We start from the raw sequence: 17,161 nt of genomic DNA, 5'->3' as shown, positions 1-17,161 counted from the left end.
AGGAGAAAATATGGAAAATACAAAGACTTACACAGATGTTATGAAGATGCTTGCTCAGAATTACGAAAAGATAGAGCATTCAATTGTGAATCAATTGATGCTGGACGTTTTCAATCATCATTTGACAGAAGGGATGTATCGGGAAAACGTATGGAAATCTTTATTTGAAAGGATTATACCTAAAAAGTATTGTATTGAACAAGGGGTATTCATTATTGACTCATATGAAAACAAATCAAGAGAAGTTGATTTGGCTATTTACGATGAATTATATACCCCCTACATTTTTAATTATGAAGGGGTCAGATTCATTCCCATAGAGGCAGTGGCTGCCGTGGTGCAATGTAAGAGTAATTGCATAGAACCAGAAGATATTTTAGAATGGGCGAAATCAATAGATAAACTTCTCACTTCATTGGATTCGGTCACAAGGATGGCAACGGGAATGGCAGATAATTATACGGACACAAGGGAGGTGACTCAGACAGCTACCCGCCCAATCAAAATTTTGTGCGCGCTGGCGGAAAATATTACAAATAAAAACTTAAAAAAAGAGTTTGATATCATACTGACAGTAGATAAAGATAAGAAAAAACTAATTAAATTTGTCAGAGAGGAAGAGGGCTCATTAAATACGTGGAATCGTTCCCTGAATCATGCAATGGAAGGAACAGAGCCGGAATCTCGTGAATTGAGAAAAGAGAAAGCTTGTAGACAGGCAAGAATATACAACAAAGATGAAACAAGCAATGCGAGACCGCGGCTTCTCCAAGATTTAAAAGTCGGACAGGCAAAAGAAGGCAAGGAAGGTGAAGTGGAAGAAAATGTCCTCCTTTCCCTGATTTTCCAATTGAACCAGCTCCTCATGGTTCTAAATAATCCGATGCTTTTTCCGCACCGGGCATATGCAGACATGTTTAATAGGATACTGAAAGGTTATGATAGAGAACAAGGAGAGGGGCAGGAAAAGGAACATGGACAAGAAAAGTAATGATTATATTTTAGCGAAATATGATGTGAGTGGGATTCAGAGCTATATATTTGCAACGAACCGTCTCCGTGAAAACGCAGGGGCATCCTATCAGGTAACAAGGATTCTGGAGGAATTTCTTCCTGAGGCAATGGAAGGGGCATTGTCTGATAAAGGTGAAGTTAAAACCGTAATAACTAAGTGGGACAGGCAGGATAGCCTAAGTCTTCCGGAGGATGATGGGATTCAGGCTGAGATTGTCTATATTGGCGGCGGCAATGCAGTCGTTTTATATAGAACAAAAGAGCAGTATATCAAGGTGGGGCAACGTTTGGGCAGAAAAGTAGCTGAGAACTGTCAGGGGCTTTATCTTGCGGCCGCTTGTATTGACACAAAGCTTATAGACTTTCGGTCTGATGTCAAGCGGTTAGATGATAGCTTGGCGGAATATAAGCAGAAAATGGTCCGTCAGCCTGTCTTGGCGCTGTTTCCCGTTGTGGAGCGGGATAATTCATCGCATCATCCAATTACACATAGTATATGTCATGTAAAAGAGGACGGGGTAAGCATTGAGTATTTGACTGAAATCCAATATCAGAAGCAGAATGCATATGAGCAGATACACGGCGTTCAAAAAGATGGAGAGCAGGAGGGCGATTCTTCCAGTTATGGCTTCAAGTGGCTATATCCTGAGATTGGGGAAGGAGCTGAATATGTATATCCGGAGGAAGCGGATATGCTGTGCAGGAAGACCGGGGAAGACAGCTATATTGCAGTAGTACATATTGATGGAAATGGAATGGGAGCGCAGGTTAAAGAGATAATGGATATGCACACGGAATATAAAGAAGGGGTTCCGTTGCTCCGTAAAAAGTCGAAAGAGATAGCCATGCTTTTCGGAAAAACCTATGAAGAAGTACTTCGGAAATTATGGGGGCATCAAAATGAATTGATGAAAGAAAGCAAAGAGGGGGAGAAAATACTGCCTATGCGTCCGATTCTGCTGGACGGGGATGATTTTACATTTATATGTACGGCAGATTTAGCAATCCCGATAGCCGCAGGATTTATGGAGCAGCTATCCCTTTTGCAGAAGGAAAAAACAAAAAAGATAACGGCATGTGCCGGAATTGCATTTGTGCACAGCCATTTTCCTTTTTATGAGGCATACAAGATTGCCGAAGAATCTTGTTCGAGGGCAAAGAAAAAGTGGTATAGCGAAAGTGGAAACCCGGAAGCGGGATATCTTGACTTCGAGGTGATTAAAGAAAGCCAGATAGGCGCGTTTCGGGGGAATGAGGAATGGCAGGCCAGACCTTATGCGGTCGGTGGACAGATACAAGAGACAGCGCCGGGAAGTCTGAATGTTTTGTACGAGGTGCTGAAAAGGATGGAAGACTGGCCTGCGAACAGGCTGCATAAGATTTATCATGCAATACAAAGGGGCAAAGAGGAAGTGGATAACTTACAAAGAGAGTATCTGTCTAGGGGATATCATATTGAGAAGCTGGCAGGAAACCTAAATTTGCAGGAATCGCCGCTGTTTGATGCTTTGGAAGTCAGGGGGATGTGCCGGTTGGATATACTGAAAGAATTTTTAAATATACAAGAAGAGGTAAGCCGATGAAGAGATGGGATTTAAAGATTGTGCTAAAGAGCGATTTATGTACGGCGACCGGTGAGAATGTGCCGGGGATTACCAATGTAAAGACAGCCTTGGAATATGGCATCCCTTATGTTCCGGCAAAAAGGATTAAGGGCTGTCTGGTGGAGGCGGGCCGGGAAATGGCTGACAATGGGATTATAGAAGCAGATGTGCTGAAGCAGCTATTTGGTGCTCCGGGCTTAGAATGTGAAAAGGGTGTATATATACAGGATGCCCATTTATATTCTGCGCCTAAGCATCTTTTTGGGTTGAATGAGGAAGGAAGCTTCATTATCAAAGACTATGAACAGTTTCGGAAGGCGGCAGAGAGCTGTCTGGAGATAGATGAAAGTTTTTTGGAGGAGGTATTTACCGGAAGGCGTGCGCGTACTGCTGTTGATGCAGAATTGGGGAGTGCACAGGCACATTCTCTGCGTACCGTCCAGACTGTTCCGGCAGGAATTGTGCTGACAGCCTGGCTGGAAGGTGAACTGAGCGATGAAGGTGAAAGGGCATTGGAACTTTGCGCTAAGGGATTTCGCCATATGGGGCTCGGGATTACCAGAGGGTTCGGGGAGGTACGATGTTCGTTAGAAAAGGTTTTTTCCGGAAATCAGGATTGTGCAGTGCCTGTGAAGCAGGATAAGAGAGAACTGCTAGAAAAATTTTCTCCGGAGGAGGAAGTAGAACTGGCGTATGAAATCAGACTGGATTCCCCCGTAATTGTGGAGACGGATTCCGAGGCGCAGATGGATTGTCTGCCGGGGACAGCGGTATTAGGGGCGCTGGCAGGTATGTATATCAGAAAATATTCGTTAGGAGCGAATTCGCATGAAGACGAGAGCTTCAGGAGAATATTTCTTAGGGATGGGGTACAGTTCGGCTATGGTTTCCTAAAAAGGGGAGACAAACAGTATGTACCGTGCCCGAAGGCATTGGCAGTGAAAAAGGATTCGCAAAGCGAATGGTTTAACATATGGTGTGAAAATCCCCGCAGGAAGGAGATTGGTGGCCAGATATTTTTGGAAGACAGCAAATTGCATGTTGCCGTACCGCAAAAAGAGATACACTTTCACCACGCACGCCCGGCAGACAGAGGAATTGCCCATGCATTAAATGACCGTGCAGAGGATACCACCCACCAGACGGGGCAGTTCTTCGAATATATTGCATTGTCAAAAGGACAGGTGTTTGCAGGGACTTGGAAAGGGATGACAAAAGACATCAAAAAACTTACGGAATGTCTGGCGGACAACGCATGGCGTCTAAGGCTTGGACGCTCAAGGACAGCAGAGTACGGGGAATGTACTTTCTGTATAAAAGGCATAAATCCGTCAGGGCAGGGGAAAGGCTCAGCAGTTACGGGGAAGGAATGGCTGGTATGGCTTTTGAGTCCAATGATTCCGGAGGATGATAAAAACAGCGGTCCTTTTATTGAATGGAGCAGTATAAAAGAACAGGCAGAAAAAATAATAGGATATTCGGTTAAGGGCTTTCAGTCGGCCTGCAGCTATACAGTGGTGAACGGTTATAACAGCAAGTGGAGGATGCCCTCCGTTTCCTATCCGGCATTAGCGGCCGGAAGTGCATTTTACATCACATTAGATACAGATAAGGAAATCAGGATAAGCGAACTGGAAGGGAAAAGATGGGGGCTGATGACCGGAAAAGGCTACGGACAGATAAAATTAGAGCCTTGGTCGAGCGTGAGTAAAGGGGGAAGTATCTGTAACTCGGACGAGGGACAGCCTCCTGTTCAGGATAGGTCAGAAAGCCAATTCGATGACGGCATGCTGGCACAGTTATGCAGTTATTGTGAAGAAAAGAAAAAATGCGAAAACCTTTCATTAGATAAACTGGATGAAATCCCCAAAAAAGAACTTCCGCCTTCTTCTTCCATAGAGCTTCTGTTGCAGATACTGCGTAGCCGGAATGGGGAGTCCGGACTTTATGAAGAGATGAAGTTACAAGCTGAGATGATAGTCAAAGAGAGCAAAAAGGAACGGGTGCTGAAACTGCTGGAGCCTTGTCAGGGCGAGTCCTATGAATTTATGAAGCATTATTTGGAAAATGCAAAGTGGAAAGCGAGAAGCAGGGATAAGGAGGAAAATGATGAATTACAGTGAGTCTTTTGGATATAACAAAATCTGCGGACGCCTTTGTATTGAACTGGAAGGAAGACTTGCATCTGCCTTGTCTGTCGGCTCAGGAGAACAGGAAGAGACGGATTCAGATGTGATACTGGATAGTAAAGGAAATCCTTTTATTCCGGGCAGCGCACTGGCCGGGGCACTACGGGCATATACAGGTGAAATCGGACGGGAAAAAGAAGCAAATCAGCTTTTTGGAAAACCGAAGGATGAGTCTCCGGGTGCAGAAAGTGACCGCCAGAGCCGGATATTCGTATACGATACGAAGATACAAAACGCACAGATGGGAATCCGTGATGGGGTAAGGCTTGGAGAGGCAAAGACGGCGGAGCCCAAATCAAAATATGAGATTCAGATTATCGAGAGCAATGCGAATTTTAAAATGAGGCTGGAATTTATAGAGCGGGAATCTCAAAAGGCGCAGAATGATTTAAAGCAGCTTATGGATGAGGATTTGCGGCTGGTATGGAGCTGGGTGTATGGGTTTACAACAGGGGAACTCCGGTTGGGAGCAAGGAGCCGGAGGGGATTTGGACGATTTCACATAGAAAAGGTTCGAATCAAAAAGTTTGATATGGAAGAACAAGCATCTTATTTGGAGTGGCTGGAATGGGATTGGGAGAATCCCGATGCATTTCTTCCGGAAGAATCCATAGATGTAACGAAAGGGGCAGAGGGGCAGTATGCCAAATGGCTAACCACAGAAGGGAAGGATGGAGCCCGAAAATTTACGCACTGTTTCGAAGTGCCTCTGGACATCCCTTACACGTTATTAATCAGGACATACAGCACGGCCTTTAAAAAAGAGGACGAAATGCCGGATTACGGACAGTTGACGACGACAGGGGGCAGCGCGCAAGCGGCATTGATACCCGGCAGCAGCATAGCAGGTGCGTTCCGAAACCACATAGCCAAGATAATAAAAGAGATTGCGCATCTTGAAAGTTGGGAAAAGGCACAGAGCAGGCTGAGCCCTTTCTTTGGCACATGGGTGAAAAGTGATGGAAAGAATGACGGGAATGGTGAGGATATCGTCGTCTCCAGAATCATATTTGAGGAGACGGTTGTAAATGGCGGAGGGGCGCTTCCGATATTTCGCAACGCCATTGACCGGTTCACAGGAGGGACTGTGGAAGGTGCCTTATATCAGGAGGTTCCTTGGGCAGGGGGGAACGTGCTTTTGAAAATCTTCTTACAAAAGGGCAGACATAAAGAGGGGACGCAGGATTCGGACGATATCATCTGCGGACTGTTGTTATGGGCGATTCTCGATTTGCAGGCAGGCATCCTTCCGATTGGCGGTGAGACGGCGGTCGGCAGGGGAATCTTTAGTGGTTCAGGTAAAATAGGAGAGGGAATCTTACTGGATGGACAGCCGCTGAGTGAGCAGGAAAAAGAAATGTATTTGCAAAGGGCAGTGCGATGGGCAAAGGAGACAGAGGATGAACGTACAGAAGGATAATGTCGGAGAAGGATATAAAAAGATAGAGTCAACATCAGAAGCGGAGATAAAGGAGACGGTTAAAAAATATTTTCCGAATGGAGCCAATCTTTATGTTGTGTTAGATTATGCGGTTGGTTTTGGGAAATATCAAAACGGAGAATTCTACGTAGGCTTAGGAAACCATACTGCGTTAGAGCCTCTTCCGTGGGAGTATACAAGGGAATTGCGTATTTTTGATGAAGCTGTAGAATTATGGCTGAAGCCGGCCGGAGACAAATGGAAAGGGCGGTTTCGCGGAAGTTCGGATAGGATACATGCGGTTGGGGAAACAGAAATTACTGACGGACTAAAATCCGACGAAGAGACAGAATATTACATGGATGAAAAGCAGAAGCTTTGGGGGGAAGTGAGAAAAGAAAATCAGGGAGGAATCTCCGGTTGGAGCCTGCTGACATCCGGCAGGGGGACACAGATACAGATACCGATGAAGCTTCAGAAACCAAAGAATCATGAAGTTTGTAACCGGGTTGGCGCTGCCATAGAGGTAAGACGATATATGCGGATTCCAAATGCTGAAAATCAGGAACTGGTTTATCAGACAGACATACGCATGAAGGGATTCTGCCAATGGGAGCATGAAAGGTGGATAGGGGGGATAAAATGAACAGATATAGCATAGATGAAGGTGAAATGCATAACAGAAAAAAAGATTCTAAAAAGAAAGACCCTATAAGAACAACTAACCCCTTCCCTGCAAATGTGGGAGGGCAAAAGAAAAATTATAAGAACAGAGGCAAAGAACAATCCTGCAAAAACGGAAATACACCTTACGGTTTAGCGCAGCGTAAGCCGGAAAAATATGAAGAAGGAGAACGGTTTGTAAATCCATATAATTTTATACCTTTTGAAGGACAATGTAAGCGTGAAAGTTTAGAAGGGAAAAAAGATATAGGCTATATGGGGTATTTTGACTGCAGCCTCCGCTTGTTGACACATTTGTTTATCCCTAACACATCAGCTTATAAAATTCTTACCAATAAAGATGAGGTAGATAATGCAAAGAATGATTCAAAAGACTATGTAGTAAAGGAGTATGATTTTTTTTCTTATGATGATTTGTCAAAAAAAGGACCGTATACAGATGAGCTACTGCTTCCGCCAAGCAATCCGGTAATACCCGGCAGTGAAATCAGAGGTGCTGTGCGCAGCGTATATGAAGCAGCTTTTAACGGATGTATGTCCTCCGTTGATGGAGAACGTGATATTTCTCGGAGGGTGATTGAGGTCAAACAGCCGGGGATTTTAAGAAAAAAATCAGGAAGGTGGTTCCTAAGACCGTGCAAAATGGCAAGGCTTCGGGTCGAGCAGGAGGAAGAGAAGAGAGAGAATCAAGAAAAAGCCAATACATCTAACAGAGGAAGCATGGTAAAGAGAACGGTTTATAACACATGGAAAGAAGGAAAGGAAATATGGGTTAAAACTGAAAAAAATAAGGTAATTCAATATAAATCTTACAATCCTAATTTAAAAGGAGCAGAGGCGTTTAAAAAGGGTTATCTTCATAAGGGTGAGTATATTAAAGAGAAAAAGCATGAGGCGGTTTTTCTTGAGGTTCAAAAAAATAGCGGGAAAGATATTCCGGTATTAGACAGGGATGTAAAACTATTACAAGTTTTGCTGGATGAGTATAGGAATGAAAAAAAGAACCGAAAGGCTGAAGGTGGTAAATGGTATAATGAGTATAAAGTATCAGAGAAGGGGACGCTTGTTTACTATGCAAAAACAGAGGAGGGGCGTTTGTACTTGTCGCCTGCTTGTATCGGGAAAGAAGTATTCACGAAAAAGATAAGTTCGATACTAAAGAAGAATGGGGAATATCAGCCTTGCGTAGGGGAAGCACTTTGCCCTGCCTGCCAGATATTCGGAATGTTGGAAAAGGCAGAGAAACCTAAAACATTTGCGTATGGCTCCAAAGTAAGAATAACAGATGCTAAATTGGCAAATCCCCCGGCAAATATAAAAGAAATATTCGAAGAACCTGTTGTTTTGCCGGAACTGGGAGAGCCCCGCCCAAGTGCCGTTGAATTTTATACACAGCCACCTTATCAGGAATCTGATGGTTGCAATATAGGGCAAGAAAAAGGGTATTGGACTTATGAATATAAGTATAAGTATGAGTATAACTGCTCGGAAAAGATTAAAAAAACAGAAAGGGTAGACTTGGATGATTCTCAGCCGAGAATTAGAGGCAGAAAATATTACTGGCATCATGATGTAAGGATGGAAGATTACAAAAAGGGTAACAGCCTTAATTCCATGAGACAGAGAATACGTCCGATGAAGCCGGCAGATAATTTAGATTCCGAACCTATCTTTCAATTCCGAGTTTATTTTGAAAGTCTCAGCAAAAAACAGTTAAATCAGCTAAAGTGGGCGCTTGATTTTGGAGACCCGGATTGCGCACATAAGATAGGGAGGGCGAAACCGCTGGGATTTGGCAGTGTAAGGATTAATGTTGACGAACTCCATATAAGAAAAATTGATGAAACTACCGGACGGTGGTATATGATGGATATTGGCGCAAATGGCAATGAGAGCTTCGAGAAATTCTTTGAAGATTCGCCTGTTGATATTGCCAAAGTGCCACAAGCACTTAAGGTGATGGCCAACTGGGAAAAGAGACCTGATAATGTCAGATATCCGTTTGGAGAGGATAAATCGAGAGATGTTCAAGGTAAAGAAAATGCCAGTGGTTCCCACCAATGGTTTACAATTAATAAAGGGGAAGATAATTTGCATCATAACTTTATCAAGATTCTACCTAAGGCGGAGGAAGAGATTGATAAAAATCTATGTGGGAAAAAGGCACTACGTGATTTAACTAGAAAGAGGAAATGAATGTCAGGTGCGAATGGGAAGTGGACATAAAATCCCCGAGAGATTCGCACCTGATAAACAGTAACAAAGAGGGAAATAAATAAGGTAGAGGGGGGATAATGGGTTGTAATGTTAATAGAAATGGTATAAAATATGGTAGAAAAGCATAATTTTGGATTGGAAAAATTGTGCAATTTTGCTGTCACTTCCTGTATGGAAGTGTGGATTGAAACATTATCGCTGTATAAATCTTCTAATCGTTTTTCGTCACTTCCTGTATGGAAGTGTGGATTGAAACATGAATGAAGACGGGACAGAATGGGAATGGTCGTCACTTCCTGTATGGAAGTGTGGATTGAAACACCAGCACGGAGGGAAGAAGAGACCGTTGCAAAAGTCACTTCCTGTATGGAAGTGTGGATTGAAACAATACCCAACTATTAGCCAATGGATTCCCAGAAGCGTCACTTCCTGTATGGAAGTGTGGATTGAAACGTCAAAAACAACTATCCGGCGATGGTGAAATATGTCACTTCCTGTATGGAAGTGTGGATTGAAACCCACCGTCCCGGACATTACCAGCGTGTACGATAACGTCACTTCCTGTATGGAAGTGTGGATTGAAACATGTGCGCTGCTATAAGGTATGAGTTAAACATAGTCACTTTCTGTATGGAAGTGTGGATTGAAACTTGTGTTACTTTTTCTCCTTCTTCATTTTCGCCCAGTCACTTCCTGTATGGAAGTGTGGATTGAAACTTCACTTTCTTTTGCTTCTGTAAGGTCGTCCTTGGTCACTTCTTGTATGGAAGTGTGGATTGAAACACTTAGGTTGTATTCTTCATCATAATCAAGTTTTGTCACTTCCTGTATGGAAGTGTGGATTGAAACGACTTGCTTCCCGTAAGTCATCCCGCCAAAGTGCGTCATTTCCTGTGAGAAAGTGTGGATCGAAATGCAAAAAAGTAATCATCAATAAGGAACTTCTTATGTCACTTCCTATGCGAAAGTCCGCCATGAAAAGCTGATGATAAAGTTACGCATCATTATTGCTGCAATCGGAAAAAACTATGTTCGACAGTAAATGCAAATTGACTGAAATAATCTGCGAGCATTGAAATTTCTTGAAGCGATTGACAGGGATAAAGTGAAATGATATATTTTAAGTTAGTGGAGTGTCAATATTATTACAGAAAAGGCAAAACTGTCGTGAGGCAGTGACGCAAAGCCACAGATCCTGTGTGTTGAGCAGGATGGCTGGGCCGCAGATGTACTAATGAGAGAAGTCCATTCTTTGTGGATGGCAGCTTTAATTAGGGGGTAGAACGGAATAAGGGGGATTCAGCTTTTTCTGGCTATCAGTGCGCATAAATCTGCAGGCGGTATCAATGCCTTTTTGATACCGTCTTTTTTGTTGTTTATTGAGGAGTAAAGTTATATTGAGGAGGAAAAGCATATGAGGAAAAAATTGGCATGGCTGTTGATATTGTGCATGACGCTGCAGTTGTCATCGGCCACCGTCTATGCGGAAGAAGAAGGGGCGAAGGCGCCTGAAGTGTCAACAGAGACAGTGACCGGGGAGCAAGAACAGCCGGAAGTGGATACGTCTGTAGAAGATGGGGAGCCGGGAGAAGTTCCGGAGGCAGAGACTGTTGGAGAAGCAGAGCAGACACAGGACGGATCTGTGGATGAGGAGCAGGTAAACACAATGTCCGAGCTGGGGGAAAAGCTAGGAAATGTAGCGATAGATCTGACCTGCAGCCTTCCTATCGCAGATTTGAAGGCTCGTTTAGAGCGTGTAAAAGTGGTGCTGTATCACGAGAATACAGAAGCGGCCAGAGGGAATTTAGCCGTATCTGAGAAAGAGGACGGTAAAGCATCTGTCGAGTTTAAAGGACTGGCAGAAGGAAACTATCGTCTGGAACTTGCCGGAGCAGGATTCGCCTACAGCCAGAATATTGACGTTCAGGTGATGAACCAGCAGATCCGTCTGGCGGACAGAACGACTGTCATCGATAAGGAAGCGGCACATCCCGGCACATATATTTATGGGGACATCAATGAGGACGGCGCTTTAAATGAAACGGACCGCGTACTTTTACTGGAGGCGCTGAGTGCAGTTTCCGAGGAGGCGGTTTATGATATCAATGGGGACGGCAAGGTGGATTTGGCCGATCTCCAATGTTTTACATACAGTTATGGGACCGAATCTACAGAGGCCACTGTGGTTAGGACTGCCTTGATCGATGAGGCCAAAGTGGAGGCGGAAGTAGGGCAGGGCACACAGCTTGCAAGTGAGGGAAGCGTGAAGGACGTCCTCACAGGTGCGGGAAGCATATCCGTAAAGCCTGCCTCTGACAAGGTGATTTCAAAGGATAATCCGGTGGAAATCAGTTTTGACTTGTCGGCACAGGAAGGGCTGTCGGCGGGCGGCATCACAATCGCTCCAGTCCAAGGCTCGGAGAATACCATAAAGGAAGGCTCCGTCGAGGTCACATATGAAGATGTTAATGGGGAAGAACAGACAGAGACTCTTATCATCGGAGGAAACAGGAAGTATCTGCGCACAAGGGCCGCTGCCGCGATTACGCAGGAGCCTGACGGCACGTTGGTGGTGAATCTTGGGAATCAGGTGGCCATAAAGAAAATCACGATAAAAGTGACCGATACCGGAAGTACAAAGCTCGCCGATATTGGCAAAGTAGAATTTTTAAATGATATGGAATCAAGGATTCCGGCGCCGGTCATGAATGTACCGGAGAAGCTTGCGGTGACGCCGGGTAATAAAAAGTTTACGCTTACATGGGACGCACAGCAAAATGTTTCCGGCTATGAAGTCGAGATTACATACGAGGGAAAAACTGTGGTGGTGCCGGCGTCGGTGAACCGTCTCACAGTCACTTCTTTCGGAAATGATAAATTGAAAAATAAAGAAGTATACCGGGTCAGGGTACAGTCGGTGAACGGCGAGTGGAGCAGCGGTTACAGTGACGCGGTGGATGCGGTACCGGTGGCGGACAAAGCGCCCGATGCGCCGGAAAATGTAAGTATCAAGGGCGGCTACCGCCTGCTTGACGTGTCATGGAAAAAGATGGAGGACACGGACTATTATACTCTTTACTACCGAGTAAAGGGCGAAGGCGAGTATCAGAAGGTGGAGAAAATCACCAAGACAAGCTGCCGGCTTACCGATTTGGAGACAAAAAAGACGTATGAAGTATATCTGACCGGGACAAATGAGTGCGGAACAAGTGGAAAGTCAGTGGTGTATATCGGAACTACTATAGATATTGAGCCTCCGGTCACGTCTAATTACAAACTAATCAACACGGATAACGGCGTTGGAAATGCCACTGCCCACATTACTAAGGTTGAATATCCGCATAACCGGCCTGAAAATGAGACGACGGTGGTGGATAATGACTACACCTCCTCTTGGAGCATCGACTCATGGGATGCGGGCGGATACAATTCCGGAAAACCGTCTCCGATCGTGGAATTTGATCAGGCCTATGAGATGAACCGGATTACAATCATTCCGGACGCGGGCCAGCAGGGTACCTATGCCTACTGTAAGACTCGCTACTGGGACGAAAACGGTTCGGTGAATACGATCGATGGTTTCCTCACTACGAAGACAAGCTCTAACGGGAAGATATATTATGAGCTGTGGTTTGATAAGCCATTTACCGCGAAAAAGGTACAGGTCAATCTGGCCCAATACTGGGTGGGAAATAAGAGTGTTTCTATAGCCGAGATGAAGTTCTATTATTACGACAGTCTGGACGAAGAAGTGGGGGCGTTGTATGCGGACAGCCTGCACTTGACTTTAGCGGAAGGCGTGACGAAAGAACAAATCAAAGCGCTGGAAGAGCGTGCCAATACAAAAGATGAGGTGAGCGGGGAATATCATCCGAGACGGGAACTTCTTCTCAGAGAGATTGAAAATGCGGGCAGGCTTTTGGCGGATGAAAATCTATCTGCGCCTATACAGGTGGATACAAGTATCATAAAATCAAAGGATAACGTGCTGAAGATTGCATCCGGTTTGAATTCCTGGCAGCCGCTGGGCGTGTCGGCCCACGAAGGGGAAGAACTTGCGGTTTACGTGGGAAGGCCGAATACGGCGATTGGTGCCAATACGCAGGTGCGTCTGATTGCCAGCCAGTACCATGCAGAATCCGGAAATTGGAACAAGGTGATAGTCGCCAACTTAAAACAAGGACAAAATATTGTGGTCATGCCGGCAATCAGCAGTCTTGACGTGGAACATGGCGGCAGCTTGTATGTTGAATTTATTGGGACGAACAGCAGCCTAAATATACAGGTGAGAGTGAGCGGAGGAACGAAGATTCCTATGCTGGATCTCTCAAGAGCAGACGGTGAAGCCGAGAAACGGGCCGCTGTAACTGCCTATGTGGAGGAGCTGAATGCCTATGTCCCGAAATTAAAAGAGATGCATGACAGCCAGCATTTGAATCAAGACGACAGCCACTGCAATTATAAATATGATAAGCAGAACTGTATTTTAGGCGCCACGGAGATTGTGCTGGACAAGGTGATGTACTCTGTCTCCGCAGAACAAATTTTGAAGGGCATTAGCAGTAAGGCGGAAAACGGTTCGGTGGAAGAACAGGCAGAGGTACTTTACCAGTCACTGGAAGCCATGGAACAGATGGTGACTCTGTTCTATCAGCATAAAGGATTGACCGATCAAGCAGTCCCTGAAAATTATGGGGCAGGCAACAGCTTCCCGGTGAGCAGGCTGAACATCCGTTATATGAGAATGTTTGCGGGGGCGTTCATGTACGCCGGAGGACTGCACATCGGTATTGAGTGGGGAAGCATTCCCGGGCTGGCCAAGTCACAGCCGGTTGTCAGCGACAATGGAAAGTATGTCAGTGGTCAATTGTTTGGCTGGGGCATCGCCCATGAGATCGGGCATATCATCAATCAGCCGGATTATGCTATTGCCGAGATTACCAATAATTATTTTTCGATTTTGGCACAGGCCGACGAGACCAACGACAAAGTAAGATTTAAGTATGCCGATGTATATGAAAAAGTGACTTCCGGGACAAAGGGGAGAGCATCCAGTGTATTCACCAGTCTGGCTATGTACTGGCAGCTGCATCTGGCCTACGATAATGGCTATAATTATAAGACATACGAGGATTATTCCGAACAGTTTGACAACCTGTTCTTTGCGAGGGTGGATGCCTACGCAAGAAATACGTCCATTGCGCCGGGAGGCCTGTCTCTTGCGGGTGCGGATACGGACAACAAGTTCATGCGTCTTTCCTGTGCGGCGGCCGGCAAAAATCTCCTGACGTTCTTCGAAAAGTGGGGAATGACGCCGAATGAGGATACTATAGTCTATGCGTCCCAGTTCCCGCAGGAGACGAGAAACCTCTGCTATATCACCGACGAGGCAAGGGTTTACCGAATCGAAGGCGGCGGGGACGTGGCTTCGGGAAGTACAGTCAATGTAGAGCTTCAAAATGAGACAAACTCAAAGCAGGTGACGTTGAAGCTGTCTAACACAGCTGCTGACCAGAGTGCAATGCTGGGTTATGAGATATACCGGAACGGACAGGTGATAGGTTTTGCCCCCGCGGAGGATGGGGAAACCCTATTTACGGACACCATCGCAACGGTAAATAACCGTGTATTCACCTACGAAGTGGTAGGATACGATAAACTGCTCAACACGACGGAGAAGGCAGTGACAGAACCGATTAAGATTTCCCATGACGGAAGCGTGGCAAAGAATCTCTGGTCGGCGACAACAAACATGACTTCGCCGGAGGATGTAAAAGGAGAAGGCTCCGATGAAAATCCGGAGCCGGAGACGGTATCGGCCATCGACAAAATATACAATGATGATTACGGCGACAGCTATATAGGGACGTCTGCCAACGAGCCACAGTTGACCCTCCAGTTTAATGAGACAATTGCGGCAGCCGGAATGAAGATTACGGCGCCGAAGGGAAGCGGTGACGCGATTAAGAAATATGAGGTGTATGTCAGCGACGATAATTCTCAGTGGGAGCTGGCAAAATCAGGAACGCTGTCCTATGATGACGGGACCGCTGTTGTATATTTCAGCAAAGAAGATGACAGCTGGATGTACACGTATGACGCTTCTTATCTGAAGCTTGTGGTAAAGGGACAAAAGAAAGTAGAGATTTCAGAGATTGATATCCTTGGGCCGGCGGGAGACAATGTAGAGCTGCTCCGGAATGGAATCGGTATTCTGAAGGCGGATTACATTTTGGATGAGAATGCCGAGGGCGGCAGCATTCCGGCAGGCTCGCTCATATTTACAGGAGAATACAAAGGCAATCCGGCCTATAACGCTGTGAAATTATACAATCAGAATAATGAGATCATAGCTGGAACGCAGATTATCTTTGCGGAAGTACCGGCTAAGGGAGAACTGGGAGAGATTTCTTCCGGCACTTGGATATACTATATCGAGCCTCAGAAATTGGCCGAGATGGAGAAGGACGGCACTCTGCCCCGGCAGGTAAGGGCGGAGCTCTACCGGGTAGACAACGCACAAAATAATAAAGGGGAGCGTCTGGTAAGCGATACGCTTTGGACAGAGCTGCCAGAGACACTGCCGGAAATAGAGATTCAAGATAACAAGTAGGAGGAGATGCACATGAAAAGAATAAAAAGGTTAATACCACTACTTCTGCTTGTGATATTCGGATATTGCATGCCGGTATCGGCAGAGGAAACCAAGGATGATTCGCTTATACAATGGAAGACGGATGAGGAACAGGTGAGCGCCGAACTGACGCTGCGGCCAGATAAAGACATGGTAGACAGCGGGGCTGCCGCGCTGCAGATTACGATGCAGGTCATGGACACTTCGGGTAATACACCCGGAGTGACGGTGACATTTGATGAGACGGCCGCCGCCTCCTACCGGATAGCAGATTATACATATAATCAAGAGAAAAAAGAGCTGAATATTTTTCTCTCAGATACAAAGCCGTTGTTTGATGAAGAAGAACAAAGTTATGTTATCGGGACTGTTCAGATTAGTACAGAAGCCGAAGATTATGAGATTAGCATAGTGCCACTCTCTGTGAAGACGGTCAGCCAGAGCAGGCAGACGGAAGAGTGGGAGGCACAAGAGCTGCAGGATATGAAGGTTACTTTCAGCAAGGGTGGCGAGACTGTAGAGCCGGAGAAGCCGGGGGATTCTGTCAGTCCGGAAACTCCACCGGTATTTGACAATGCTTCCGATGTGGTCAATGAGCTTTACAAAGGCTCCGCCTCGGAGGTAGTATATCAAATAGGGGCTGACGGCAGTCTTTCCAAGGAGGAGCAGAAAGTGGTCTTCGAGGCCTTGAAAGGAAAGGATAAGGCCGTGACATTTGCGGTAAAGGACGGAGAGAGGCTGCTGTATTCTTTCACCTTCCGCGGCGACCAGCTGGACTATGAATATATTGCTGTGATATGAAGCTGACGGTAGGAGAAAACAATCCGGATATAGAAAAGCTTATGCACAAGGACGGGAAGAACTTGATCCTTTCATTCGCGCACCACGGTAAACTGCCGGGAAAGGCAGAGGTAAAAATTTATGTGGGCGGAACCTACGCGGACGGGCAGGAATTGTATCTTTATTACTATAATCCGGAAACAAAGGCAATGGAGCCTGTACAGAAGGATATTGTAGTAGTAGATGGATATGTGGCCTTTGAGCTGGCGCACTGCTCTGATTATGTGCTTACAACCAAGGAAATCAAAGAGGCCGGAGCATTCCCTGTTCCGGGAGAACAGACTCCTTCTGGAGGGGCCGGCAGGAATAATGATTCCAAGCATAATGTGGCCGCTACGGGAGACAAGGCGCCGGTCACCATTTTAATCGTGGTGATGGCTGCGGCCGTCGTGGCAATCGCGGCCGTTATTTGGCGGAAACTGCGAAAATAAAAGTAAATATCAGATAAAGGAGGATATCGGAGAGTAGTAACAATGTGGCTGCCGAATGATATCCTCTTTTTGATTTCCTGTTTATTGCGAAGAACTGCCGACTGTGCTATGATAAACTGAGTTATATT

General features: G+C 45.7%; 9 protein-coding genes, 1 CRISPR repeat array and 1 riboswitch. All 9 genes read left to right on the top strand.

The window, feature by feature from the left end:
• The first annotated feature begins 10 nt into the window (after positions 1-10).
• Positions 11-991 carry a DUF6602 domain-containing protein gene (locus BN6465_RS07090; protein ID WP_066733197.1) on the top strand — a complete coding sequence of 327 codons (981 nt, stop codon included), beginning with the start codon at positions 11-13 and terminating at the stop codon, positions 989-991.
• Complete coding sequence (locus BN6465_RS07085) at positions 975-2,597, top strand: Cas10/Cmr2 second palm domain-containing protein (RefSeq protein ID WP_066733196.1); 1,623 nt, start codon at positions 975-977, stop codon at positions 2,595-2,597. Before BN6465_RS07090 ends, BN6465_RS07085 begins: the two co-directional genes overlap by 17 nt.
• Positions 2,594-4,741, top strand: a complete 2,148-nt coding sequence (locus BN6465_RS07080) for an RAMP superfamily CRISPR-associated protein (protein ID WP_066733195.1) — start codon at positions 2,594-2,596, stop codon at positions 4,739-4,741. Before BN6465_RS07085 ends, BN6465_RS07080 begins: the two co-directional genes overlap by 4 nt.
• Complete coding sequence (locus BN6465_RS07075; protein WP_066733192.1) at positions 4,728-6,227, top strand: RAMP superfamily CRISPR-associated protein; 1,500 nt, start codon at positions 4,728-4,730, stop codon at positions 6,225-6,227. Before BN6465_RS07080 ends, BN6465_RS07075 begins: the two co-directional genes overlap by 14 nt.
• Positions 6,208-6,873, top strand: a complete 666-nt coding sequence (gene csx19 / locus BN6465_RS07070; protein WP_066733190.1) for a type III-D CRISPR-associated protein Csx19 — start codon at positions 6,208-6,210, stop codon at positions 6,871-6,873. Before BN6465_RS07075 ends, csx19 begins: the two co-directional genes overlap by 20 nt.
• Positions 6,870-9,107 (top strand): TIGR03986 family type III CRISPR-associated RAMP protein, encoded by a 2,238-nt coding sequence (locus tag BN6465_RS07065; protein ID WP_227183611.1) that lies wholly within the window; start codon positions 6,870-6,872, stop codon positions 9,105-9,107. The genes csx19 and BN6465_RS07065 overlap by 4 nt, the downstream gene beginning before the upstream one ends.
• Positions 9,108-9,287: 180 nt before the next feature.
• Positions 9,288-10,043: direct repeats of the CRISPR family, unit length 32 nt; unit sequence GTCACTTCCTGTATGGAAGTGTGGATTGAAAC.
• 230 nt (positions 10,044-10,273) lie between these two features.
• A riboswitch (cyclic di-GMP riboswitch) is annotated at positions 10,274-10,356 on the top strand.
• 186 nt (positions 10,357-10,542) lie between these two features.
• Positions 10,543-15,741, top strand: coding sequence for a fibronectin type III domain-containing protein (locus tag BN6465_RS07060; protein ID WP_066733188.1), 5,199 nt, complete (start codon positions 10,543-10,545; stop codon positions 15,739-15,741).
• Between the two features lie 12 nt (positions 15,742-15,753).
• On the top strand, positions 15,754-16,563 hold the full coding sequence (locus BN6465_RS07055) for a hypothetical protein (protein WP_066733180.1): 810 nt from the start codon (positions 15,754-15,756) through the stop codon (positions 16,561-16,563).
• Positions 16,560-17,033 (top strand): hypothetical protein, encoded by a 474-nt coding sequence (locus BN6465_RS07050; RefSeq protein ID WP_066733178.1) that lies wholly within the window; start codon positions 16,560-16,562, stop codon positions 17,031-17,033. Before BN6465_RS07055 ends, BN6465_RS07050 begins: the two co-directional genes overlap by 4 nt.
• The last annotated feature ends 128 nt before the right edge of the window (positions 17,034-17,161 follow it).

It is taken from the genome of Bariatricus massiliensis (assembly GCF_900086725.1).
GTDB lineage: Bacteria > Bacillota > Clostridia > Lachnospirales > Lachnospiraceae > Allocoprococcus > Allocoprococcus massiliensis.
The sequence above is the reverse complement of the archived record's forward strand: the minus strand, read 5'-3'. Positions and strand labels throughout refer to the sequence as shown.

Excerpts from the sequence above, each read along its gene's own strand:
- BN6465_RS07090 (WP_066733197.1), top strand. The coding sequence starts at position 11 with ATGGAAAATACAAAGACTTACACAGATGTTATGAAGATGCTTGCTCAG.
- BN6465_RS07085 (WP_066733196.1), top strand. The coding sequence starts at position 975 with ATGGACAAGAAAAGTAATGATTATATTTTAGCGAAATATGATGTGAGT.
- BN6465_RS07080 (WP_066733195.1), top strand. The coding sequence starts at position 2,594 with ATGAAGAGATGGGATTTAAAGATTGTGCTAAAGAGCGATTTATGTACG.
- BN6465_RS07075 (WP_066733192.1), top strand. The coding sequence starts at position 4,728 with ATGAATTACAGTGAGTCTTTTGGATATAACAAAATCTGCGGACGCCTT.
- csx19 (WP_066733190.1), top strand. The coding sequence starts at position 6,208 with ATGAACGTACAGAAGGATAATGTCGGAGAAGGATATAAAAAGATAGAG.
- BN6465_RS07065 (WP_227183611.1), top strand. The coding sequence starts at position 6,870 with ATGAACAGATATAGCATAGATGAAGGTGAAATGCATAACAGAAAAAAA.
- BN6465_RS07060 (WP_066733188.1), top strand. The coding sequence starts at position 10,543 with ATGAGGAAAAAATTGGCATGGCTGTTGATATTGTGCATGACGCTGCAG.
- BN6465_RS07055 (WP_066733180.1), top strand. The coding sequence starts at position 15,754 with ATGAAAAGAATAAAAAGGTTAATACCACTACTTCTGCTTGTGATATTC.
- BN6465_RS07050 (WP_066733178.1), top strand. The coding sequence starts at position 16,560 with ATGAAGCTGACGGTAGGAGAAAACAATCCGGATATAGAAAAGCTTATG.